14 protein-coding genes and 1 pseudogene are annotated in these 20,166 nt (G+C 43.8%); 5 read left to right on the forward strand and 10 right to left on the reverse strand.

Annotated elements, in window-relative coordinates; genetic code table 11:
* Positions 1 to 161 precede the first annotated feature (161 nt).
* The 10 genes and pseudogenes from WS34_RS05285 to WS34_RS05330 form a co-directional block, all read right to left on the reverse strand.
* Entirely contained in the window at positions 162 to 1,031 is an 870-nt protein-coding gene (locus tag WS34_RS05285; protein ID WP_013611664.1) for a ChaN family lipoprotein, read from the reverse strand.
* Positions 1,032 to 1,041: 10 nt separating this feature from the next.
* A complete protein-coding gene (locus tag WS34_RS05290) occupies positions 1,042 to 1,374 on the reverse strand; it encodes a DUF2149 domain-containing protein (RefSeq protein ID WP_013611665.1) in 333 nt (110 codons plus the stop codon).
* Complete coding sequence (locus WS34_RS05295; protein WP_013611666.1) at positions 1,371 to 1,973, reverse strand: MotA/TolQ/ExbB proton channel family protein; 603 nt, start codon at positions 1,971 to 1,973, stop codon at positions 1,371 to 1,373. Before WS34_RS05295 ends, WS34_RS05290 begins: the two co-directional genes overlap by 4 nt.
* A gap of 29 nt (positions 1,974 to 2,002) precedes the next feature.
* Positions 2,003 to 2,713, reverse strand: a complete 711-nt coding sequence (gene hmuT / locus WS34_RS05300; RefSeq protein ID WP_046402406.1) for an HmuT family protein — start codon at positions 2,711 to 2,713, stop codon at positions 2,003 to 2,005.
* An 8-nt stretch (positions 2,714 to 2,721) separates the two neighbouring features.
* Positions 2,722 to 6,807 carry a cobaltochelatase subunit CobN gene (locus WS34_RS05305; protein ID WP_046403591.1) on the reverse strand — a complete coding sequence of 1,362 codons (4,086 nt, stop codon included), beginning with the start codon at positions 6,805 to 6,807 and terminating at the stop codon, positions 2,722 to 2,724.
* A gap of 102 nt (positions 6,808 to 6,909) precedes the next feature.
* Positions 6,910 to 8,322 (reverse strand): HmuY family protein, encoded by a 1,413-nt coding sequence (locus WS34_RS05310; protein ID WP_022160969.1) that lies wholly within the window; start codon positions 8,320 to 8,322, stop codon positions 6,910 to 6,912.
* Between the two features lie 28 nt (positions 8,323 to 8,350).
* Positions 8,351 to 10,657 (reverse strand): TonB-dependent receptor, encoded by a 2,307-nt coding sequence (locus WS34_RS05315; RefSeq protein WP_046403594.1) that lies wholly within the window; start codon positions 10,655 to 10,657, stop codon positions 8,351 to 8,353.
* Positions 10,658 to 10,920: 263 nt separating this feature from the next.
* Positions 10,921 to 11,277 (reverse strand): annotated as a pseudogene (locus WS34_RS05320) (DUF362 domain-containing protein); the annotation flags it as partial.
* Positions 11,278 to 11,319: 42 nt separating this feature from the next.
* Positions 11,320 to 13,236 carry a TonB-dependent receptor gene (locus tag WS34_RS05325; RefSeq protein ID WP_046403607.1) on the reverse strand — a complete coding sequence of 639 codons (1,917 nt, stop codon included), beginning with the start codon at positions 13,234 to 13,236 and terminating at the stop codon, positions 11,320 to 11,322.
* A gap of 190 nt (positions 13,237 to 13,426) precedes the next feature.
* Positions 13,427 to 14,779, reverse strand: a complete 1,353-nt coding sequence (locus WS34_RS05330; RefSeq protein ID WP_046403610.1) for an MATE family efflux transporter — start codon at positions 14,777 to 14,779, stop codon at positions 13,427 to 13,429.
* Positions 14,780 to 15,066: 287 nt separating this feature from the next.
* Between WS34_RS05330 and WS34_RS05335 the strand changes: the two genes are divergently transcribed.
* The 5 genes from WS34_RS05335 to WS34_RS05355 form a co-directional block, all read left to right on the forward strand.
* The gene (locus WS34_RS05335; protein WP_046403596.1) at positions 15,067 to 16,761 is read left to right on the forward strand and encodes an NUDIX domain-containing protein; all 1,695 of its coding nucleotides are present in this window, start codon (positions 15,067 to 15,069) and stop codon (positions 16,759 to 16,761) included.
* A gap of 35 nt (positions 16,762 to 16,796) precedes the next feature.
* A complete protein-coding gene (gene dcd, locus WS34_RS05340) occupies positions 16,797 to 17,315 on the forward strand; it encodes a dCTP deaminase (RefSeq protein WP_013611674.1) in 519 nt (172 codons plus the stop codon).
* 61 nt (positions 17,316 to 17,376) lie between these two features.
* Positions 17,377 to 17,946, forward strand: coding sequence for an AAA family ATPase (locus WS34_RS05345; RefSeq protein ID WP_046403598.1), 570 nt, complete (start codon positions 17,377 to 17,379; stop codon positions 17,944 to 17,946).
* The gene (locus tag WS34_RS05350) at positions 17,921 to 18,916 is read left to right on the forward strand and encodes a hypothetical protein (protein ID WP_046403601.1); all 996 of its coding nucleotides are present in this window, start codon (positions 17,921 to 17,923) and stop codon (positions 18,914 to 18,916) included. Before WS34_RS05345 ends, WS34_RS05350 begins: the two co-directional genes overlap by 26 nt.
* 654 nt (positions 18,917 to 19,570) lie before the next feature.
* A partial coding sequence (locus tag WS34_RS05355) for a Fic family protein (protein WP_286693639.1) occupies positions 19,571 to 20,166 on the forward strand: 596 nt, incomplete at its 3' end.

A 20,166-nucleotide genomic window follows, 5' to 3' on the forward strand; every position in this document is an offset into this window, starting at 1 on the left:
CCGACCGGTGGTGTCTGACGAGCTTGCGAGGAGTTCCGCCGGTCAGTGAAGGAAACCCTAACCGGACCGTTCCAGGCGAACCGGTCTGACGGCACAAAACCCGGAATCGGAATAGAAAGAAAAAATAAACCTACCTATAACTTGAGATTCGCAACTTCTTTTCAATAGGTCGTTGTCATATCCGTAGGGACACAAATATAAAAATCGGCTTTTCGCATGACATCCTTATCCAGTTTATCCGTCTTTTCCTGACGCACCACTTCAACGGTGGCTATTTTCAAACCGGGGCGATACCGGTTGAGATAAGTGATGATTCCGGCTTGGTTAGCAGAATGAAAGCTGCCGTTCAAGTGGACGAAGTACGATCCGATGTTCTGAGCAATCGACCATCCCATCGTTGCATCCTTCAAAGCCTGAGCTTTGGCCAGCTTCTCCGTATCCTCTTTTTTAGCTCCCGGCATTTCCATCGAACGGAAATATGTTTCAACCCCTTCATTCCGGACATAATTTAAAGGCAGCGGTGCGATATAATTTTTCGCTTCTTCCGACAATTGTTCCAAAGCCCCGAATCCTCCGCGGGATACCATAGCGGCATACCTGCGGGGTACATTCGTAGCAACGAAAGGAATCCGGTTGGTTTTAGCAAACTCTACGATCTTTTTATAGTCGGTCGGATAATTCGGCCATAGTTTTGCTTCCTTAGTGAAACGCTCGGCTGTAATCAATCCACTCAAATATTCATCCAACACCAGTTGATCGTCCCGTTCGAACATTTCAGCCCCGATCATCAACCGATCTTTATGAAGAGCATATAGATCCCGGACAATCTCATATTCCATCCAATGTGCTATCGGGCAATTGTGTATCTCTCCGATAAATACAACCTGTTGTTCACCCAAAACACTCATCATATGGGCATAGTCGGTTTCCTGCCCGTCGGCATCGAATAAAGTATAGGCTCTTTTCTCCTGAGCAACGACCAAGCCGCCAGTCAGACAGAACCAAAGTATTATTATCATTCCTATTTTCATCATCTTTCTATTATTCAGGCACATAGATAATTTCTCCGTTTTCAAGTTCATAAGCTATACCAACCCTTTTTCCTTTCGAGCCGGAGCTTTGTTCGTTCGAAGGCGTATATTTATTGATTTTATTTCCCTCTTTCATGATAATCTCCATATTGTCTTTCCCAGGATTTTTCACGATAGTAAAATCTTCCTGAGTAAAAACTTCGGTCATATTCATGTGCATCACCATTGCCACCATCAGGGCTACCGCAAAAACCATAGCCACATCGAACAGGTTGACCACCACACTCAGCGGATCGGCATCTTCCTGAACGGCAAATTTGCTCTTTCGCCTCGCTGTTCTCATGCTTCTGTATTTTTCTCGTTTAACTTCCGGGCCACATAATCCAGATTATTCACATCTTTTGCATACCAGCGTTGTTTAAATTGCAACGACACCAAACCGACGGCACTAACTACCAAACCGACAACCGTAGTTGCAAAAACCACCTGCATATTATAAGCCATACCGGCGATATCTCCGGTAGAAAGTCCTACCAAGGCAGGGCTCATAGCAATCAAGGTGCCGATCAATCCCAATACCGGTCCCATCTTAGCCAGTAACTTCGAAAGAATAACATCCTTCTCTGCATCGTTCTCAAAATTCGTGATCAGATAATCCGAATAATCCGGACTGGGAGGTGTGGTCAATAAATCACGGAGATAGCGGATATACAAAGAGTTATCCCTACCGGGTAAAGCACCTTTCAGTTCACCGATCGTATCGGGCGTCAGTTCTTTGATCAGTCTGTTCATCTGTTTGTCATTTTTCCGTTTGGTCATGTATTGATTATAAACTCCTCCGATTAGCAACAACGACCGGATAAACAGTAATAATAAAAGAATAATATCCGGTATAAGCAGGCTGTTGGCCACCCAAAAAAGCACTTGTGAAATAGTTTCCATAGATTATAGTTTAATTTAAATATTATCGATTATTTACGAGAAGTCGTTTGGTGGGTACTTCGTTTCTGTAAAAGGACCCATTTCAATTTATTCCAACCCATACCCAACAAGAAAAAGATCAGAAACAAGCCAAAAGCAAAAGCCAATGCCTTCCAATTTGTCGGTTCTTTAACTGCCTGATAGGTAACATTTCCATTCACTGTAGTCAGCAAGCCGATGATACAAACAAAAAGACTAACGAGAAAATGTACTTCCAGCCGCAATTCTTTTTCAGGTAAAAGATACCTGAAAAAGTAACACAGCAGAGGAATCATCACCACCACTCCTATAGCAAAAACATAGGACAGGATCGAAAAGGATATCCCCGGAAAACTAAAGATCAGCTCGGTCTGTAAATAAAACAGGACGGGAAAAATAAGCAGGGTCGGATACCATTTCAAAGACTTCACCCACCACTTTTCCTGTTGGCCGAACCATCCCCGCAATACAGCCACACAATACGCAAAACAAACGACAGCCTCGAGCGTAATGATCACTGCCATATTTTGCAAAGCCACTGTATTCTGAAGGTAGTCGGCCAGCTGGGTTTTGGATTGCAGGATAGCAACCGGATAAGTAGCGGTAATGAAAATACCACAGATCAATCCGAACAAAGCTGCCTGCCAGCCTTTCCAAAAACTAAGCTTCAACAGGCAATTGACCAGGATAAATAAGATAAGTATACTGATAACTAATTCCATATCGATATTTAATTCCCTTTTCTTTTTTTCTTCAAAACCAGCAACAGTATCACAAACAGAGCGAATACCCCACCAGCGATCCATACGCCGTTCAACGCATTTTTCTCTCCCCGTTCAGCCTGAGCTACCTCATCTTTTTTCAGGACCATTCCTTTTTTATCGGTAGCCACCTGAGCCGTTTTCATGGATTGAATCTGCTCTTTGTAAACAGTGGCACGTTCCGGCTGTACCCGGCTGGCGATATAATCCTGCAGTTTGGCATTTCCTCCGGCAAATCCGCTCCCGGCCGATCCGAACTCTTTCACCAGATCGGTATGCAAATTTGCCAGGGTACTGATCTGTTGTTCCGAAGCCTCCCACATCCCCTTCCGGGCAGTCTCGAGCATCACTGCTGTGATCTCCTGCAAAGCGGCCGGATTTTGTTGTTTGAAAAAATCTTCGGTTCCCAACTTGTAAGAATCCGTCACATAAACATCATAAATCTGATTCCACATAGCGTCGTCGATTACTTCAGGCTTGGTGACATTCCACCCGTAAGTGTTCGTTACCACTTCTGTAATCTGTGAAGCACTCGACGCCCCTCCTTTCATCACTTCTTTGATATATTCCGGATTGAAAATCGTCGAACGCGATTCCACTCCGATAGCCTCCTTCAAATCCTGCATTCTCACCCGGTTGCGATTCCGGTAATCGGCAAAATAAGCCTCGGGATCTTTACCGGTGACATTACGTACAGCCAAGTTCATGCCTCCCATAAACTCATATACATGATCCAGGCTCAATGCTCCCCAGGTATTGCTTTGCCGGGGTTGAACGACAACATCCGTATGGTGTAATACGGCCCGCAACAATCCGCTTTTCATTTCTCCCCATTCTTTCTCACTTCCGTAGACAGCCCCCATATTATTGATGTAGGTATCGGCTATTTCTTTTTCATCTTCCCATTTATCCCCACTGGTGATCATTCCCTGAATTCCGGTTCCGTACATGCCGTTCACACCACCGAACACTCGTTTTGCAGACATTTCGCGGGCTTCTTTAGGCGAAACTCCCTGTTCCACCAGTAACCGTTCCGTCTCTACCGTGCTTTCCGCCACCCGATTGTCGTATTTATCATTTGCAGAAGCGGCCGCCATTTCCACAGCTCTCGAGATCAACGCAAGCCGTGAAGCCGCTAAATCCCGGAATTGCCCGGAGGTCTGAACCACCACGTCGATACGGGGACGTCCCAAAGTTTCCGAAGGAATCAAACGCAGGTCCGACACCCGTCCATAAGCATCACGCACCGGCTCTACACCCAACATATAAAGCACTTGTGCTATAGTCGCTCCTTCACTTTCGATAAATTCACTGCTCCAGAAAGTATAACTCACTTTACGAGGATAATCACCGTGAGTCTTCCGGTATTGAGCAAGCGTATTTTCGACCAATTCTTTTCCTTTCGTCCAAGCCTGTTCCGATGGAGTGGCCTCGGCATTGACAGCATATAAATTACGACCGGTAGGTACTGCCTGCGGATTAGCGACTGCATCTCCTCCCGAAGTGGGAGCGATATATCCACCCGACAAAGCATTCAATACCGACTGCATTTCCTGCTCCGGACTATTTTCCAAAGCCAGCTTATAATTCACAATATTCGTAATCGTACGTTCCACTTCGGTGATCGCCCGGGCTTCCGCTTTCTGTTCATTGGTATACTGCACTACCGGTTTCGCCTTACCTTTCCCCATCATCCCCCTTTTCGGAGGAGTAAGAATCGTATGTGCTTCTTTCAATTTTTCAGGAGTGATCCCCGCGATCTGACAAACCAGTGCCTCATCGGCTTTTTTACCGTCCAGTACCTGACTGACCAACCGTTTGGCCGGATCCAGATATCGCTGAGTAAAAAACACCTTACTATTCAATTGTTTATCAGACACTTTCCCATTTTGTTTATCCAAAGCTGCCAAGCTATAAGCTATCGGATCTGTGCTCATCGCCAAAACCGATGAACGAATTTTTTCCGGGGAATAAGGAATACCGGTCGTATAAAGCTGTCCGGTCATTTTTTCATTGGCAATCTCCTCGGCAAAATTCTCGATACGCTCGATCTCCTCGGTCGAATAGGGACGGTCCAACAGGCTATCCAAACGCAGTTCCCGGTGTAATCCCATTTCCACCGCAATTTTCTTTACAGCCAAAGAGGCCTGTAATTGCCCGGATTCATCTGTTTTGTAATAAGTCTGAATCTCATTTTCCAGTTTCTTATACTGTCCCCGGGTCTTACTTTCCATAAAAGGCGGAGTCAGGTAAGAAATAGTCGTTGCATAAGAACGCCTTTTAGCCATCATACTCTCTCCCACATTTCCGATCGTATAATAATAAAAATGAGGGACAGTGCCTACCAGCCGGTCCGGCCAGTCGTAACTACTGAGTGCCACCTGTTTCTGAGGAGTAAATTCCAGACTACCGTGTGTCCCGAAATGGATCATCGCATCGGCACCGAAAGCATATCGGGCCCACAGATAAGCTCCGATATAGGTATGCGGCGGTGCGGTTTTAGCGCCGTGAACAATAGCAAAAGCATCATCCCCGACAGCCGCCATCGGCTGAGGCAATAAGACCACATTGCCCAGATCTATCCGAGCCACCGCCAGATAGGACTTTCCATTTTCTACCGTACTCATATAGTTTCCCGGAGCTTCTCCGTATATCTTCACCACATCTGCATAGAGCCCTTGCGGAAGAGCTTGTTTCACCCATGATTCATATTCCGACTTTTCCACCAGAGCGGGATGACCGTTCTTCATAAAATCGTCGAAAGCACCTTCTGCATAAGTACTCAATACAGCCCCTTGTGTCATCAGCAACTTTTCGAATTCTTTCTCGGTAGCCGGAAGGTTTTCTACTTTATACCCTTCAGCTTTCAGTCTTTTGATCAGATTATAAAGCGAAGGTACCGTCTCCAAGCCCTGTGCCGTCAGCGAAGATTGTCCTGCCCCTTTGAAATAATAGATCGCCACCCTTTTATCGGCATTCGCTTTTTGTTTCAAGCGGATAAAGTGACTGACAATCCCGGTAAAATTCTTTAAGCGTTCGGGGATCGCTTTGAACAGATACACCCCGTCTTTATCCAATTCCTGGTCATTCACCACATAGGGATAGATCGCTCCATCCAACTCCGGCACAACGACACTTTGCGACATAAATCCGCCGAACATCCCCATCGGATCTTTTTCCCATTCCTCCCGGGTTTGCAGGATCGACAGAGGTGAAAAAAGAGGGATATTCCGTTCTTTCAGCCATTCTACAGCTGCATCGGCCTGCCCCATCACCATACGCCCATGGGCAAAATGAATCACCGCATCCGGCTGGATTTCTTTCAGGAAAGCCAACCGTTTCATATAAGAGGAAATCGGATACACATTCAGGCCGGCACGCTGAAATGAAACGATCAGACTGTCGATATTATCCCGGTTGCCACTGAAAGGATCGTTCAAGCCACCGACAATAGCCACTTTGGGTTGCCCTTCCCGATAGAAACCATGTCCTTTTATATAATTCTCATAATCCGTCACTGTAGAGAAAGAAAGATTTTCATCTAAGTGGAAAAGTACATCCGAAGCACTCTCCACCGCAGTGTCGGCCGGAGTGACGAAGAAAAGCTTCCGGTCGATCTGCCGGCGTATATACCGGGCCATATTCCGGTAATTCTTTTTATTTCCATTCCCGATGTAAGAGGTTATATCAGCCTTGGTGATACTATCCAGGTTACAAATATTATTTTCCGGATTCGTAGCTGCATAAATATAAACAGGAGTTCCTTTATCGGCAGCCTTTTGAAGTTGTTCCCGTTGTCCGACTGTCATCCGTAATCCCATACCGAAACCCAATACAAAGTCATACCGGTCCAGGCGTCCCAATTCCTCCAGAGGGACTTCTTCATACTTTATAAACTGATCTTCATTCGATTTTATTAAGCTGGTCGTTTGAAAATTTTGAAAATTGACCAGTCCGATCCGGGTAGTAGAAGCCCATTTACTCCAAGCCATCCAGCCACACAACAACACCAGAAGAAGTATAACCGTTCCTATCCACTTTTTGTTTTTTGTCATCTTTTAAAATTTAAACTTTCAATTTCGCTTTTTCACACCATTTGGCCGGCAGTCCCGGGAAGTCCGGATCTGCCAGCCAAATCTGATCGCTCATGTCCTACATTATTTCAACAATGCATATTCTATTTCAGGCCGTCCGCGTTCGGTGCCATCGGTACCGGTCCCGAACTTCGTAAAACGGAGTTTATAATAGTTTCCATAACTATCTTTCAATACATAAAAACGATCTGTTTTCACGCCGGCATTCGTCACTCCCGGCATAGCAGGTGTACGCCAGGTAGTACCGATCACATTGGCTTTCTTTTCAAAATCGGCCTTCGAGGTTATATCCGTTACCTTAAAATTATCGTAGGTAGTCTGTTCATCCACCATGACCACGGCAGTCTCTACTCCTCCTACACTATTAGAAGTAACCACATCCTGTGAAAAAGAAGTCACAGGACCGGAAGCCATTTGTGAAACGGCAGCAGCATAGGCCCACATGATATCCCATTTTTTCCCTTCGGCCTGTGCATCCACTTTCTCACCGGATTCGAGTGAAAGCCCGACAAAATTATAGATCGGATTTTTCGCTATTTCCACGGTCTTCGGTGTCGTATCCCCTACTTTTCCATATTCTACCCGGTATCCTTCGCCATTACGGGTTACTTTCACTTTATACCAAAGACTTCTATTTTCTGTCCCGTCGGTATTGGTCTTGTTATCGGCAGAAGCGACAAAAAAGACTTTATTTTCAGCTGCATTTTCTGCAATCATCCCGAAAGCTGTTTTAGTCAAATCGCCTTCCACATCATCTACCCAGTCGGCGGAAAAATCTTCAGACATCGCTCCGGCCGCAATATTAGGAGCTTTTTGAGCATCTTCGAGTGTCACAGCTGCAAAGTCAGTTTTCTCCGATGCCACAGCTACCGTAGCATAAGACGAATTTAAAATAACCCTGAATTCATCCCCGCAATAAAATCCCAGATTCCAGCTTTTTCTTTTAATTTGTATCTGACTGTTATTGCTCAGATCGACATATACCATATTGGCATATTTTTCGGCCCCGTCATTTCCTTCCAATGTCAATTTTCCTCCGGTAGAAACAATCGGACTAAAGGACAAGTTCATTTCCTGAAGTGTACCGATTTTATAGCCCTCACTCAGCGACAGGGACAGAATCCGAAACTTCACGTTGCCCTCCGGAGATTTACCGTCGGCTTTAGCTACTGTAAACGAGCCGCTAGCCTGCCCCGCAGGGATATTCACCACCACCTGACCGTTAGTCAGAGCCGGGGTAACGGTAATATCCGACTCGGATACCTCCGTAGAAATCATCTGTACGGTAACATCCAAACTCTCCTTGGTTGCCCGGCTAAGCTTTATCCCCAGGTCTATACCGGTACCATCCATACCGGCATCCGATACGGCAAACTCTACGGAGATATCCTGCATTTTCAAACCATCGTCGTCATCACTACAGGAATAACATCCTAAAAATGCGACACAAGCTAAAAGATAAATTACTTTTTTCATGTTTTATTTTATTTGATTTATACTGATACTAATTGAATTTTCCGTTCAATAAGAAACTCAACCCCACCGACCAACTTCGTCCGCAGCCTAAATAGCTGACAGAAGGCGTATCGTTGGGAGATTCGGCAATTGTCTCGAGTGAAGTCAGATTAAAAAGGTTTTTAACTCCTGCATTCAGATGGAGAAATGAAGTCAGTTTTTGAGTAACTGTAAGGTCACCGGTATGATAGCTTTTCATTCCCCTCAGGTAGATTTCACTTTCTTTCTTATTATCGGCTGTCGTATATTCATGATAATAATACTCTTTTCTTTCGCCAGTGTATTTATAGAACAAGCTGATATCCGTACCGGTCTTTTCGATGTGATAACTGATGCTGGTACTCACTTCGGGAGAATACCGGAATCGGGGCATACTTTTATCCCCGGTAGCATACCGGTTGTAGCGCCCGATCAACGACACATTCAGATTTGCCCGAAGTCCTCCCCAGCTCAACGAATTCTCCAAAGATCCGCCTACCGTTTTATAACGGTCGATATTATAATAGGTATTATAATTCGGAATATCGACATTCTGAGCCAGACTGATCTTATCCCTGAAATCATTATAAAATCCGCTCAAAGTGGTTGTCAGATGTATTTTCTCGCTATGCAATACCCGGTAGGCAACAGACCCCGTAATATTGTGGGAATATTCGGCCTTCAAATCCGGATTCCCGTCTATATCATGATTATCATTGTGGAAAGAGAAATAGAGTTCCTGCAAAGTCGGAGAACGGAATCCATAGGCATAGGACAACCGTAAATCCATATGTTTGGTCAACTTGAATTTGGTCAATACCGAGGGGATAGCTATCGGAGCATCGTAATCGGCAACGATAAAGGTCCGTACTCCGGGCCGTAAACTCAGCCATTCCCAGGGTTTATATTCGGCCGAGAGAAAAAAAGCCAGGTCCGAAACTTTCGGTGTACCGTCGATACGTCCGCCTTCACCTTGCGTCCACTGATATTCTACTCCCGGCTGTACACTGAATTCAGGTGCAATATTCCACGCAACCGTAGCCCGGGCTATCCAGGCTTTGTACTGGGTAATGTCCTGACTCGCTTCGGCAGAAGAAAGCCATTTCTCTCCGGTCGACAAATCACTCTCCGTCGTCCGGGTACGTCGTTTATAATCCTGATAAGAAAGAGCTACATGGACATCCAGACGGTTATCCAGCTTCCAATCCGACTGTAACTGATGGGTATACCTTTTGGTCAGAAAATCTTTATCGGAAACTTTTTCCGGCTGAAGTTCACTCCCATTATTGGGACCGAAAATCTTCTCATCGAGGAAATCCAACCGATACCATACATTCATATTCCGGTTCTGAAATCCGAACATCCCATTCATCAAAGCCTGATCTTTCGGATGCCAGCGTTTCTCCCGACCGGTCAAATCTCCCTGCCAGCCTCCATGATTATTACGGGTATATCCCCCATTGACAAAAAGTCCGCTTTTGTGGTTAAATCCCAGATCTATACTCTCGTTATGAAGTCCCTTATCTTTAAAAAAATCATACTCTTTCCCCATAGATTCCTCTTGTACCCGGGCTCCCACTCTCCAGGTATTCTCTTCCGAATACCCATCCCCCTTTTTAGTGATGATATTGATTACCCCTGCCAAAGCATCGGTACCGTAAACCACCGACATCGGTCCCTCGACAATCTCTACCCGTTCGATACTATTCACATCTAACTGGCTCAGACTTTGTTTCGTCGCTCCCCGGTCGATCAATGGAATACCATCCAGCAATATTTTGACATTGTTTCCACTCATCCCCATCAATTCGAAATCCGTTTCACCCAAAGCCATATCGTTGGATAACCGGATTCCGATCTCTGTATTCAGCAAAGACTGTACACTGGTCGGCGCTTTCTGACGGATCTGTTCGCTATTGACTGTCCGTACTTTGTATAAAGAATTACGCATCGATTGAGGAGAAAACTGTCCCGTAACCACTACCTGTTCGAGCTGATTGATATTCTCCCGGATTTCAATATCCGCGAAATGATTCTCTTTTCCCTCTTCGATCGTAACGGGAAATTCCCGGCGATGTGCAGCTATGGATTGGACTATCATCGTATATTGTCCTGCCGGAGCCATAAATTCAAAATATCCTTTCCCATCCGAAGTACCTCCGTAAAACGTATTTTTCAATTGGATATTGATAAATTCAGCAGGAACACCATCGGTCGTTATAACATTTCCCGAAACTTTTACTTTTACACTTTTCTGCCCCCAAACACCGGATACAGAACAAATTAATAGGATTGTAATAAAGATATTTTTCAGCATCGCTTTTTAATTTATTGTGATTGCAAAATTATGGGAAGTAAGCTGGGAGGACAATCACCAAATATGGGTATTCTTCCTGTCCGGAATACCTAAGAATAAACAACGCATCACACACAACCAGCTAAAGACCGGTTTCCTTCCTCACTCCGAAAAATCCAAAAAAGAAAATAGCCGAGTTATGCCGGACGAAAGACATCGATTTATTCCCGGGAAGTACTTCTTTCTTCAGCAAAGAAAAAATAAACCCAGGTAGAATCAATACGCTATAATTTCATTTCTACAAGTTCATATTTCCGGTTACCCAGCCCGATAATCTCCGACGTATTCAAGGGTATGAATGCCGTGACACGACTCCATTCGTTCTATCAAGTACACTTTACCGGGATCTCCGGACACATACACCCAATCGACACATGCCTGATCCAGGCCCCCGGAGCAAGTGAAGCCCAAATACCGATATCTCCCGTCTGAGGAGCAGCCGGATGTGCATCACAACCACAATCCACCGACAGGTTATTCGCAATGCTGATATACAAAATACGATCTCCGCAATAGTCGGCAATAGCTTTCGCAGCCTCGGCCATCGATTCCAGGAAATCATCCTGTACCGAAAGATTTCCTCACATCTCTGCCGGCTCTTTTGTTTTTACCGACTGTTTCGATTAAAAATTAATATTCATTCCGGCCATCACCGTAGCCTTAGGCATAGGAAATCCGTCGTTGATCTCATACCGTTGTGCCAGTAAGTTCTCTCCCCGGGCCCAGATATGAATCCACGACGCAGCCCGAAACTGTCCCTGCAAATTCCACATCACAAAATCTTCTTTCATATCTCTTCCCGTATTTCCTATTTTTACACCGGTATATAATCCGGCCACATACTGCACACCGGTCCCGGCAGACCAGCGGCCTTTGGAAAAAGTGGCTCCGGCATAAGCCTTGTGCCGGGGAGAAGCCAGTACAGGCTGTTCCATATGCAGATAACTGTAATTGGCATCTACCGACCAGACAGGAGAAAAACGATAAGCAAACTGCACTTCAGCTCCGGTATTTTCGATCTTTCCGGTATTGATATTCATCTGCCTGCCATCGACCGGCATTCTCATAATCAGATTTTCCCCATCGATATAAAAAACATTTACCCCATAAAAAAGCCGCCCATTCATCGAACGCTGCGACCAGGCCAACTCATAATTCCACAGTCGCTCCGGTCTCAAATCGGGATTGGCCGGCCGAAACATATAAAGCTCCCGGATCGTCGGATAGCGGAAACCTTTCCCGGCCATCAGTTTTATCTCTGCATTCGCAGGCAAGTGGAACGACAATCCAGCCTGAGGTACCCATTCGGTCCCCACATGCGAATGATGGTCGATACGTACTCCCAGATCCAATGTCAACCAACGGTAAAGATGTTGGCGAAAATCTACATATCCGGCCATTTCGTCCTGCTTCTTATCGACTTGCGGTTGGCGTTCACCACCATTCACAGGTTGATTCCAGGACTCCCCGCCGAAATGAAAGAAATCGACTCCTGCTGTGAGACGGTTTCCTTTAAAGAGTTGTACACTCTGATACCACGACAGTCCCAGCATATCGTCCCGTGAATTAAAACGATAGTCCAGTGGTTCCCCTCCAACGGCATATCCATCGTTAATCCAATGCTTTCCCCAATTATAGAAGAAACTCAAAGCACCCGAAGTTTTTTCATAATTGTTTTCAAGTGCAAAAGAAGTCATACCTCTGGTGATCCGTTGATCATTATCTATCAATGGATCGGTAACCTTACCGGGGTTCGAAGCGTTGAAGTGGGTCAGGTTTACATCAGCCCGTACGTTCCATGCCTGCGAAATCTCATATCCTAATTTCGCATAACCTCCTGCCTGTTTGAATTCCATATCCGGCCGATGTCCGTCGCTCCGGTTATACGAAGCGCTCACCACACTCGTAAAACGTCCGGTTTTCAGTCGGTTCGTTACTTCTGTCTGCAAGGTATTGTAAGAGCCATACCCCAGATTAAAATGGGTTTTCATGCCATCTTCCTGCATTTTACGGGTAACGATATTGATCACACCTCCCATTGCATTCGAACCGTACAATACCGATGCCGGCCCACGCAGGACCTCGACCCGTTCAGCTAAAAACGACTGATAAGCATCGGAAATCGGATGGGCGAAAAGCCCCATATATTGAGGATGTCCGTCGATCAACACCAACAGCCCGGTCGTCGGCACCCCCTCCTGCGGAGCACCACCGACTCCACGCAAAGACATCTGCCCGGCAGCACCTCCCGACACCCCGTATCCCATCATCCCCCGAGAGGTAATAAAAAGCCCCGGCACCTGTTCGGTCAACAAGGGAAGCAAAGAAGATTCATTACTCTGCTCGATCTGCTGGCGCCCCACCACCGAAACCGTCATCGGCAAATGGCGAATGTCGGTCTCATTACGCGTACCTGTCACTACCACCTCATCGATCGTATACGACCTGCCCTGTGGCAGACTGTCTCTTATCTCCTGGGCCCGGATAAATCCGCCCGGTAGCAGTAAAACTACTGCAAATAAAATATCAACTACTTTCATTTTCAGATATTGGATCATTTTGAATATATTCCGTCACCACGAATTACTTCTTATTCGGTTACAAAAATAGAAAATAGGTTTCATCCGGTTTGTATCTATTTTACCTGATTTATTACCAATATTACATACCTCTTATTACTTACAACAGCTTATAATAATTCCTGAAATCCTTATCACCTTTGAAGAGAGATCACCACTCCAAAGATTTTCTTTGTTTCATTCGATAATAACACCAACCGAAAATATCTGCCAAAAACCATCCGATAGGAATAGACCACCAGATTCCCCATACACCTATACCCGGAATAGCAGCTAAGGTATAAGCCAGGGCCACCCGGACACCCAGGGATATAACGGTCAACACGACAGACATTCCGGGTTTCCTAACAGCACGATAGAAACCATATAATAAAAACAACCAACCAATGCCACAATAAAAAGCTCCTTCAATCCGTAAATATTCGACACCGATAGAAATAATTTCCGTTTCATGTGCCGGAATAAAGATAAGCATCAGTGGCCTGGCCAAAACAAAAACGAGTACAGAAATAATAAGGCAAAAAATAAGGGTAACCCTAACGGCGACCCGGATTCCTTTGCGGATACGTTCGTGTTTTCCAGCTCCGAAATTCTGAGCGATAAAAGTAGAGAAGGCATTTCCGAAATCCTGAACAGGCATATAAGCAAACGAATCGATTTTAACTGCCGCAGCAAAGCCAGCCATAACAGCCGTTCCAAAGCTATTGATCAGTCCCTGCACCATCAATATACCGAAATTCATGACAGATTGCTGGGCACAAGTCAGCGAAGAATAGGTTGCAATTTCTTTGACCGTAGCCCACTTTAGTTGCATATTCTGGCGGGAAACCCTGAAATCCGGAAACCGGTAAAGGCTATAGAAACAGAGTCCGATCCCCGATACCGCCTGAGCGATGACCGTAGCCAATGCCGCTCCGCGGACTCCCCAACCGAAATACAGAATAAAAACCAAATCGAGCACAATGTTAAGAACAACAGCTACAGCCAGAAAGACCAAGGGCAGGACAGAATTCCCGACAGCCCGGAGTAAGGAAGCATAATAGTTATAGAGAAAGGTAAATCCGATTCCCCCAAAAATAATCCACAAATAATCCCGCATAAGGATATATACTTCAGCCGGGACCTGCAGTAACCGCAAAATAGGATCGATCCAGACAAAAACCGCAATATTCAGCAATAGCGTAATCACCCCGATCAATACCAGAGAGACAAAAATACTACGTTTCAAAGCTTCATGATCCCTGGCTCCGTACTGAAGTGAAAAAACAACCCCGCTTCCCATACATAAGCCCAAGAGGACCGAAGTCAGAAAAATCATCAACGTATAGGCCGACCCCACAGCAGCCAAAGCCTTGGCTCCCAAAAACCGACCGACGATCAATGTATCGGCGATATTATAGAACTGCTGTAACAAATTTCCCAATATCATCGGAACAGCAAACCACAACATCCCCCATGTAATATTTCCGGTCACCAGACTGTGTGTTTTATTTCTCCCTTCCATCTGTACCCTCTCTATCGATAAACGCCCATCCTGCATAATACACGACTAAATTCAGACCTGCAAAAGTAGGAGAAAAAAGGCAACTCCTGCCCTTAACTGATGTCGAAATTTCAAAAGATCGCGGCCCACAACAAAAAAAAGTAAAGTATATCGAAATTTATTACAAAGGTTTAGGGAATGTGTTTGTTCTGTTTCTCAAATATTTGCTAAATTTGCCGAACGGTATAGCTGTTTTTAGTCAGGTGCATCGATAATATTGATCTGATTTGTTTTAAGTGGATTACAAAATGGAAACTTCCGAAAATATAAAAAGTTACTATCAGGATTACATCAGCATATATAAGGATGAGACCGATAGACTAAAACAATTCAAAACCTTTATCGATAAAACAGAATCGGATCAATTGTTCGACCGTAAAAATTTTGTCGGCCATATTACCGGCAGTGCGATTATTTTTGATTACAAAAATTCCAAAGTACTTTTAATCAAACACATCATACTTCAACGTTGGTTACAACCGGGAGGCCATATTGAAAAAACGGACACTTCCATTCTGGATGGTGTTTACAGGGAAATCTTCGAAGAAACGAACATAGCCAAAGACGATTTGATGTTGATTTCTCCTATCTTCGGAAAAAAATTCCCCATCGACATCGACTCGCATCCCATCCCCGAGAATCCGGCCAAACACGAAAAACAACACTTTCATCACGACCTCCGCTATTTTTTTATTTACAAAGGAGAAAAGATCACGGAAGAAAGCGAAAACTTAAAGTGGAGTGATGTATCCAGTTTATCCAGCCAGGTCACCTTCCTGAAATTAGTAAAAAAAATATGGGACCTGCTCGATATCGATTTGAATACGAGATTATTTTATGAAAATATCATCTCAAAGGCCCGGACAACCGGCGAAAATTATATTGCTGTCGTCGTTTCCCATATCATCCCCGATGCCGTTCATTACTTAAGGGCCATCGATACGATCGTCCCCATTCAAACGATCGTCCCCAAGCCCAACTCGATCGACGAAAAGACTTACACGATCGTTCGGAAGGATTTTAAAATCTCGCATGTATGCCGGGAAGACATGGCTCAGGATACAGAAAACGAAGTGATCAGAATCCTGGAAAACACGAATGAAAAAATCCTGCTTTTCGATATTGGCGGATATTTCGCCCATATCCACGAGACCTGGCCTGTAACTATCCTCGAACGGATTGCTTTAATCATCGAAGATACCGAAAACGGCTATCAAAAGTATGAACATGTGATCGGAGACTCGGAGCGCAAGAAGCAGAACTACCCGTTTAAAGTCGTATCTGTAGCCAGAAGTCCTTTAAAAGAAAACGAAGACTTTCTAGTCGGTCAGTCCGTCTTTTTTTCGGCAGATGCCCTGATGAGAGAAGACGGGAAATTGATCCAATACCTGAAATGCGGAATTTTAGGTTATGGAAAAATCGGTCGGTCGATCGCCTCCCATCTCTTGCAGAGAGGAGTAAAACCCGCAGTTTACGATACCAATCCACTGAAAAGAGTATCGGCATTCAATGAACTTAACCGGATTCCGGACCGGGACTCCATAATAAAGGAATCGGACATTCTGTTTTCTGCCACAGGCAACAAATCCCTCAAAATCGAAGATTTCAGGGAATTGAAAAACGGATGTTATATCTTTTCCGTCACGTCTTCGGATGACGAACTGGAATTGGAATTTACCGGAGAATATGAAAAGCAAGAAGTAAGAAAACATATATTCAAATATTCGAATGAGAATATGAACTATTTTTTCCTGGTGAACGACGGGAATGCCGTTAATTTTATTTATAATGCCGTTATGGGAGATTTTATCCATTTGGTCAGGGCTGAAATGATATTGGCGATCAACGGACTGCCCGGTTATGCGCCCGGAAAAATTTCGACGGTCCCTACCGACATCAGAGAAAATATTGCGGAAAGCTGGTTAAAAGTATTCGAACCTTAAAATAAACAGAGATATAGTATAAATTAATAGAACATATGATCATATCTGGATTAGAAATTAAGAACATGCTGAACAAGGAGATATTCATCGAGCCTTTCGACGACTCGAGATTAAATCCGAATAGTTATAACCTGAGATTACATAACGAATTGCTGGTATACGATTCGCATGTATTGGACATGAAAGTTAAAAATGAGACCAAGACCATCTCGATTCCTCCCGAGGGCCTGGTACTCGAGCCCGGAATCGTGTATCTCGGCAGAACCGTCGAATATACCAAAACCCTGAATCATGTCCCGATGCTCGAAGGCAGATCGTCGATCGGACGTCTGGGAATATATATACATGTCACCGCCGGTTTCGGAGATGTGGGTTTTTCGGGTTATTGGACTCTGGAAATATCTTGTATTCAACCGGTACGGATATATCCGAACGTCGAAATATGTCAAATATTTTATCATACGATTTTAGGAGATTGCTCCAAAATGTATAAAAGTAAATATCAAAATAACGAAGGCATTCAGGCAAGTAAAATGTATGAAGAATTTCAATAAACCATTCATACAAAATCATCGACGGACGATCCGACAATAAGAAAACTTTACAGTAGCGAATATGAAAAAAATAATAGCCCTGGTGGGCATGAGCGGTACAGGAAAAAGTGAAGCGACTAATTTTCTGAAAGATCAATTTAATTTCGATCTCTTTTACTTCGGCGGTATTGTTCTCAACGAAGTCAAAAAGAGGGGTCTGGAAATCAACAATGAAAACGAGAAAATGGTAAGAGAAGATTTAAGGCGCCAACATGGCAACGGCGTATTGGCCAAAATAGCTTCGGAAACCATCGCAAAAACCGATTCGACCATTCTTTTGGACGGCCTCTATAGCTTTACGGAATATAAAATATTGAAAGAGTTATATCCGGAAAACTTTATCGTAGTAGCTATCCATTCCGATAAAGCATTGAGATATGAAAGACTCGCCCAAAGGAAATTCAGGCCATTGACCAAAACCGAAGTCGACCGGCGCGATTATACCGAGATCGAGAATATCGAAAAAGGTGGTCCTATCGCTATAGCCGATTACCATATCCTGAATAACGGCGACGTTTCGATACTCAGACAAAATCTACTGGAATTAATGGACAAAATACTCACCGATGATAACAGCAGGCAAAGTATCTGAAACGCTGGTTTTAGATGGAATCAAATGGGGAATGGGAATTCTTTTAGTACTCTTGTACGGCTCTGTTCATTCCCAATTGGAACAGTATAATCCGATCATTATCTATACGTCGCTGATTCTGTATATACTGTTGTTTTTAGCAGACTTTATTCCTTCTTACCGGCATAAAGAAAAAACCGATATCCAGTTTAAATTATTCTTATATATAGGTTCTCTGTGCCTATTTTTCATTCTGGTTTTCTTGCTCAAAGCTCCCCAATATACAGCCAGTCATACACCCTTCATCATTTCATTCTGTTTTTTTATCACGGGAAGATTACTCCTCGAGTCCAACCTGAACAGAATGATACAAAGAGAAAAAAAATTAATTAAATCGCTGGGTTTTGCAGCGACAGGCATCCTGATTGAAAAACCAGGCGGAGACGCAGTGAATTTTATCATTATTTTAAATAAAAATTTGAGGCAGGGAAAAGGATTATGGGTTCCACCCGGAGGCCATTTCCTGCCTTATATTGATAACCCCGGGACAAAATTAAAAAATAAAATTTACGAGGAAATCGGGGTGGATTGTGAGGTCATGTGTGAAGAAGGGCAAAAACCATCCGAAGTGCACGACACCATAACCAACGAAGTAGAGTGGCTCGTTCCACCTGCATTCCTATTGAAAGAATTTCTCCCGGACCAGTGCAAACAGCACCATTCCCATCATTTTGATTTAATCTATCTTTGCACTACCGATGGCAAAGTAAAAAATAAAACATGTAAGTATAAAAGCAGCGCTCTCGTCCGGATCCCGCTAAAAGAATGCCTGGACAGCTTCGAAGCGACAGAACGCGCATTGAATAAAAAGATTCGGGAAAAAGCTAATGAATTGGGATTGGAAACTTATTCCAGAAATGAAAATGTATCCAGAGATTTGATCTGGCGGCTCCATTTAGCTGCCAATAAATACCTGAGTAATCAGAAATAAAAGGGGACACCATCTACCCCCGCTTGCAGACTTACAAAAAGGGCTTTATTTTTATTATGGCTTATTTATCTCTTATACAAAACATCGACGCTTTTAATCGCTTTAGTACTCCGGTTATTTATAGTGGACTTTATCCGCTTCTCGGATTCTTTTATTAGCTGTTAGTAAAAATCTACATATCGTCTTGAAGTCATTCATACTTTCCTTAGATTCTGCTGACCTCATGAAAAGCAACTCAACGCCGAAAGCCCCCAAAAAATGGTCTTTCAAATTACTTCCAATGCAGAACAAGATGCTCAGGGTGGTAGTCTACCGATTGCCTTGGTATTACGATTTTGTAAACAACGAAGTATTACAACACCGGATTTAATAGCTTTGCCTGAACAATGGGACAAGGAGTTTGAATAGCATAACTTGAAAAGAGCAAATAGCTATCACGATAAGATGAAATAATATCCGTCATGTTCGTGCATTAAAAACGGTTTCAAATATAGCTATTCAGGGTAATGTCGGTAATCTTGAAACCTATCTTTTTCAAACCGCTATGGAACAATGACCGGAAAGAAAATTTTCAGCTCGTAATCTTCTTTTTCCATTCAATACAAGCTTTCATTTTTATTCCTTATTTTTGTAATCAACTAAAAATATGGCAACATGAATAGTAAGTTGGTTGATTTATTAAGAGAAGTGGATTCATTGAAAGTGCGGTTATCTTCTTTGCGTCTTTTGCCAGTAGAGGCATTAAAGAAAATTCAGGATGCTTTAGATATCGAGTACACTTACGAGAGTAACCGTATAGAAGGAAACACGCTTACCCTACAGGAAACGGCACTTGTTGTCAACGAAGGAATCACTATCTCTGGTAAATCCATGCGTGAACACCTGGAGGCAATCAATCATGCAGAAGCTATTGACTATATAAAGGAGGTTGCTAAACAGGATATTGGAATAAGTCAAAGAACGATCAAGGAGATTCATGCACTTGTATTACACGGTATAGATAGGGAGAACGCCGGAAGTTATAGAACCGTACCCGTGATGATCTCGGGTAGTACTCACGTGCCGCCTCAACCTTATTTGTTGGAGAAACTAATGGAAGATTTCATGCTGGCATTTCAACGCATGGAAAAAGAAAATGTTCATCCAGTTATTATCGCCGCCTATTTACATAATGAACTGGTGAGGATACATCCATTTATAGATGGCAACGGGCGTACTTCTCGACTTCTGATGAACCTCTACCTGTTACA

Origin of the sequence: Odoribacter sp. N15.MGS-14 (genome assembly GCF_000980245.1) — a bacterium.
GTDB lineage: Bacteria > Bacteroidota > Bacteroidia > Bacteroidales > Marinifilaceae > Odoribacter > Odoribacter splanchnicus.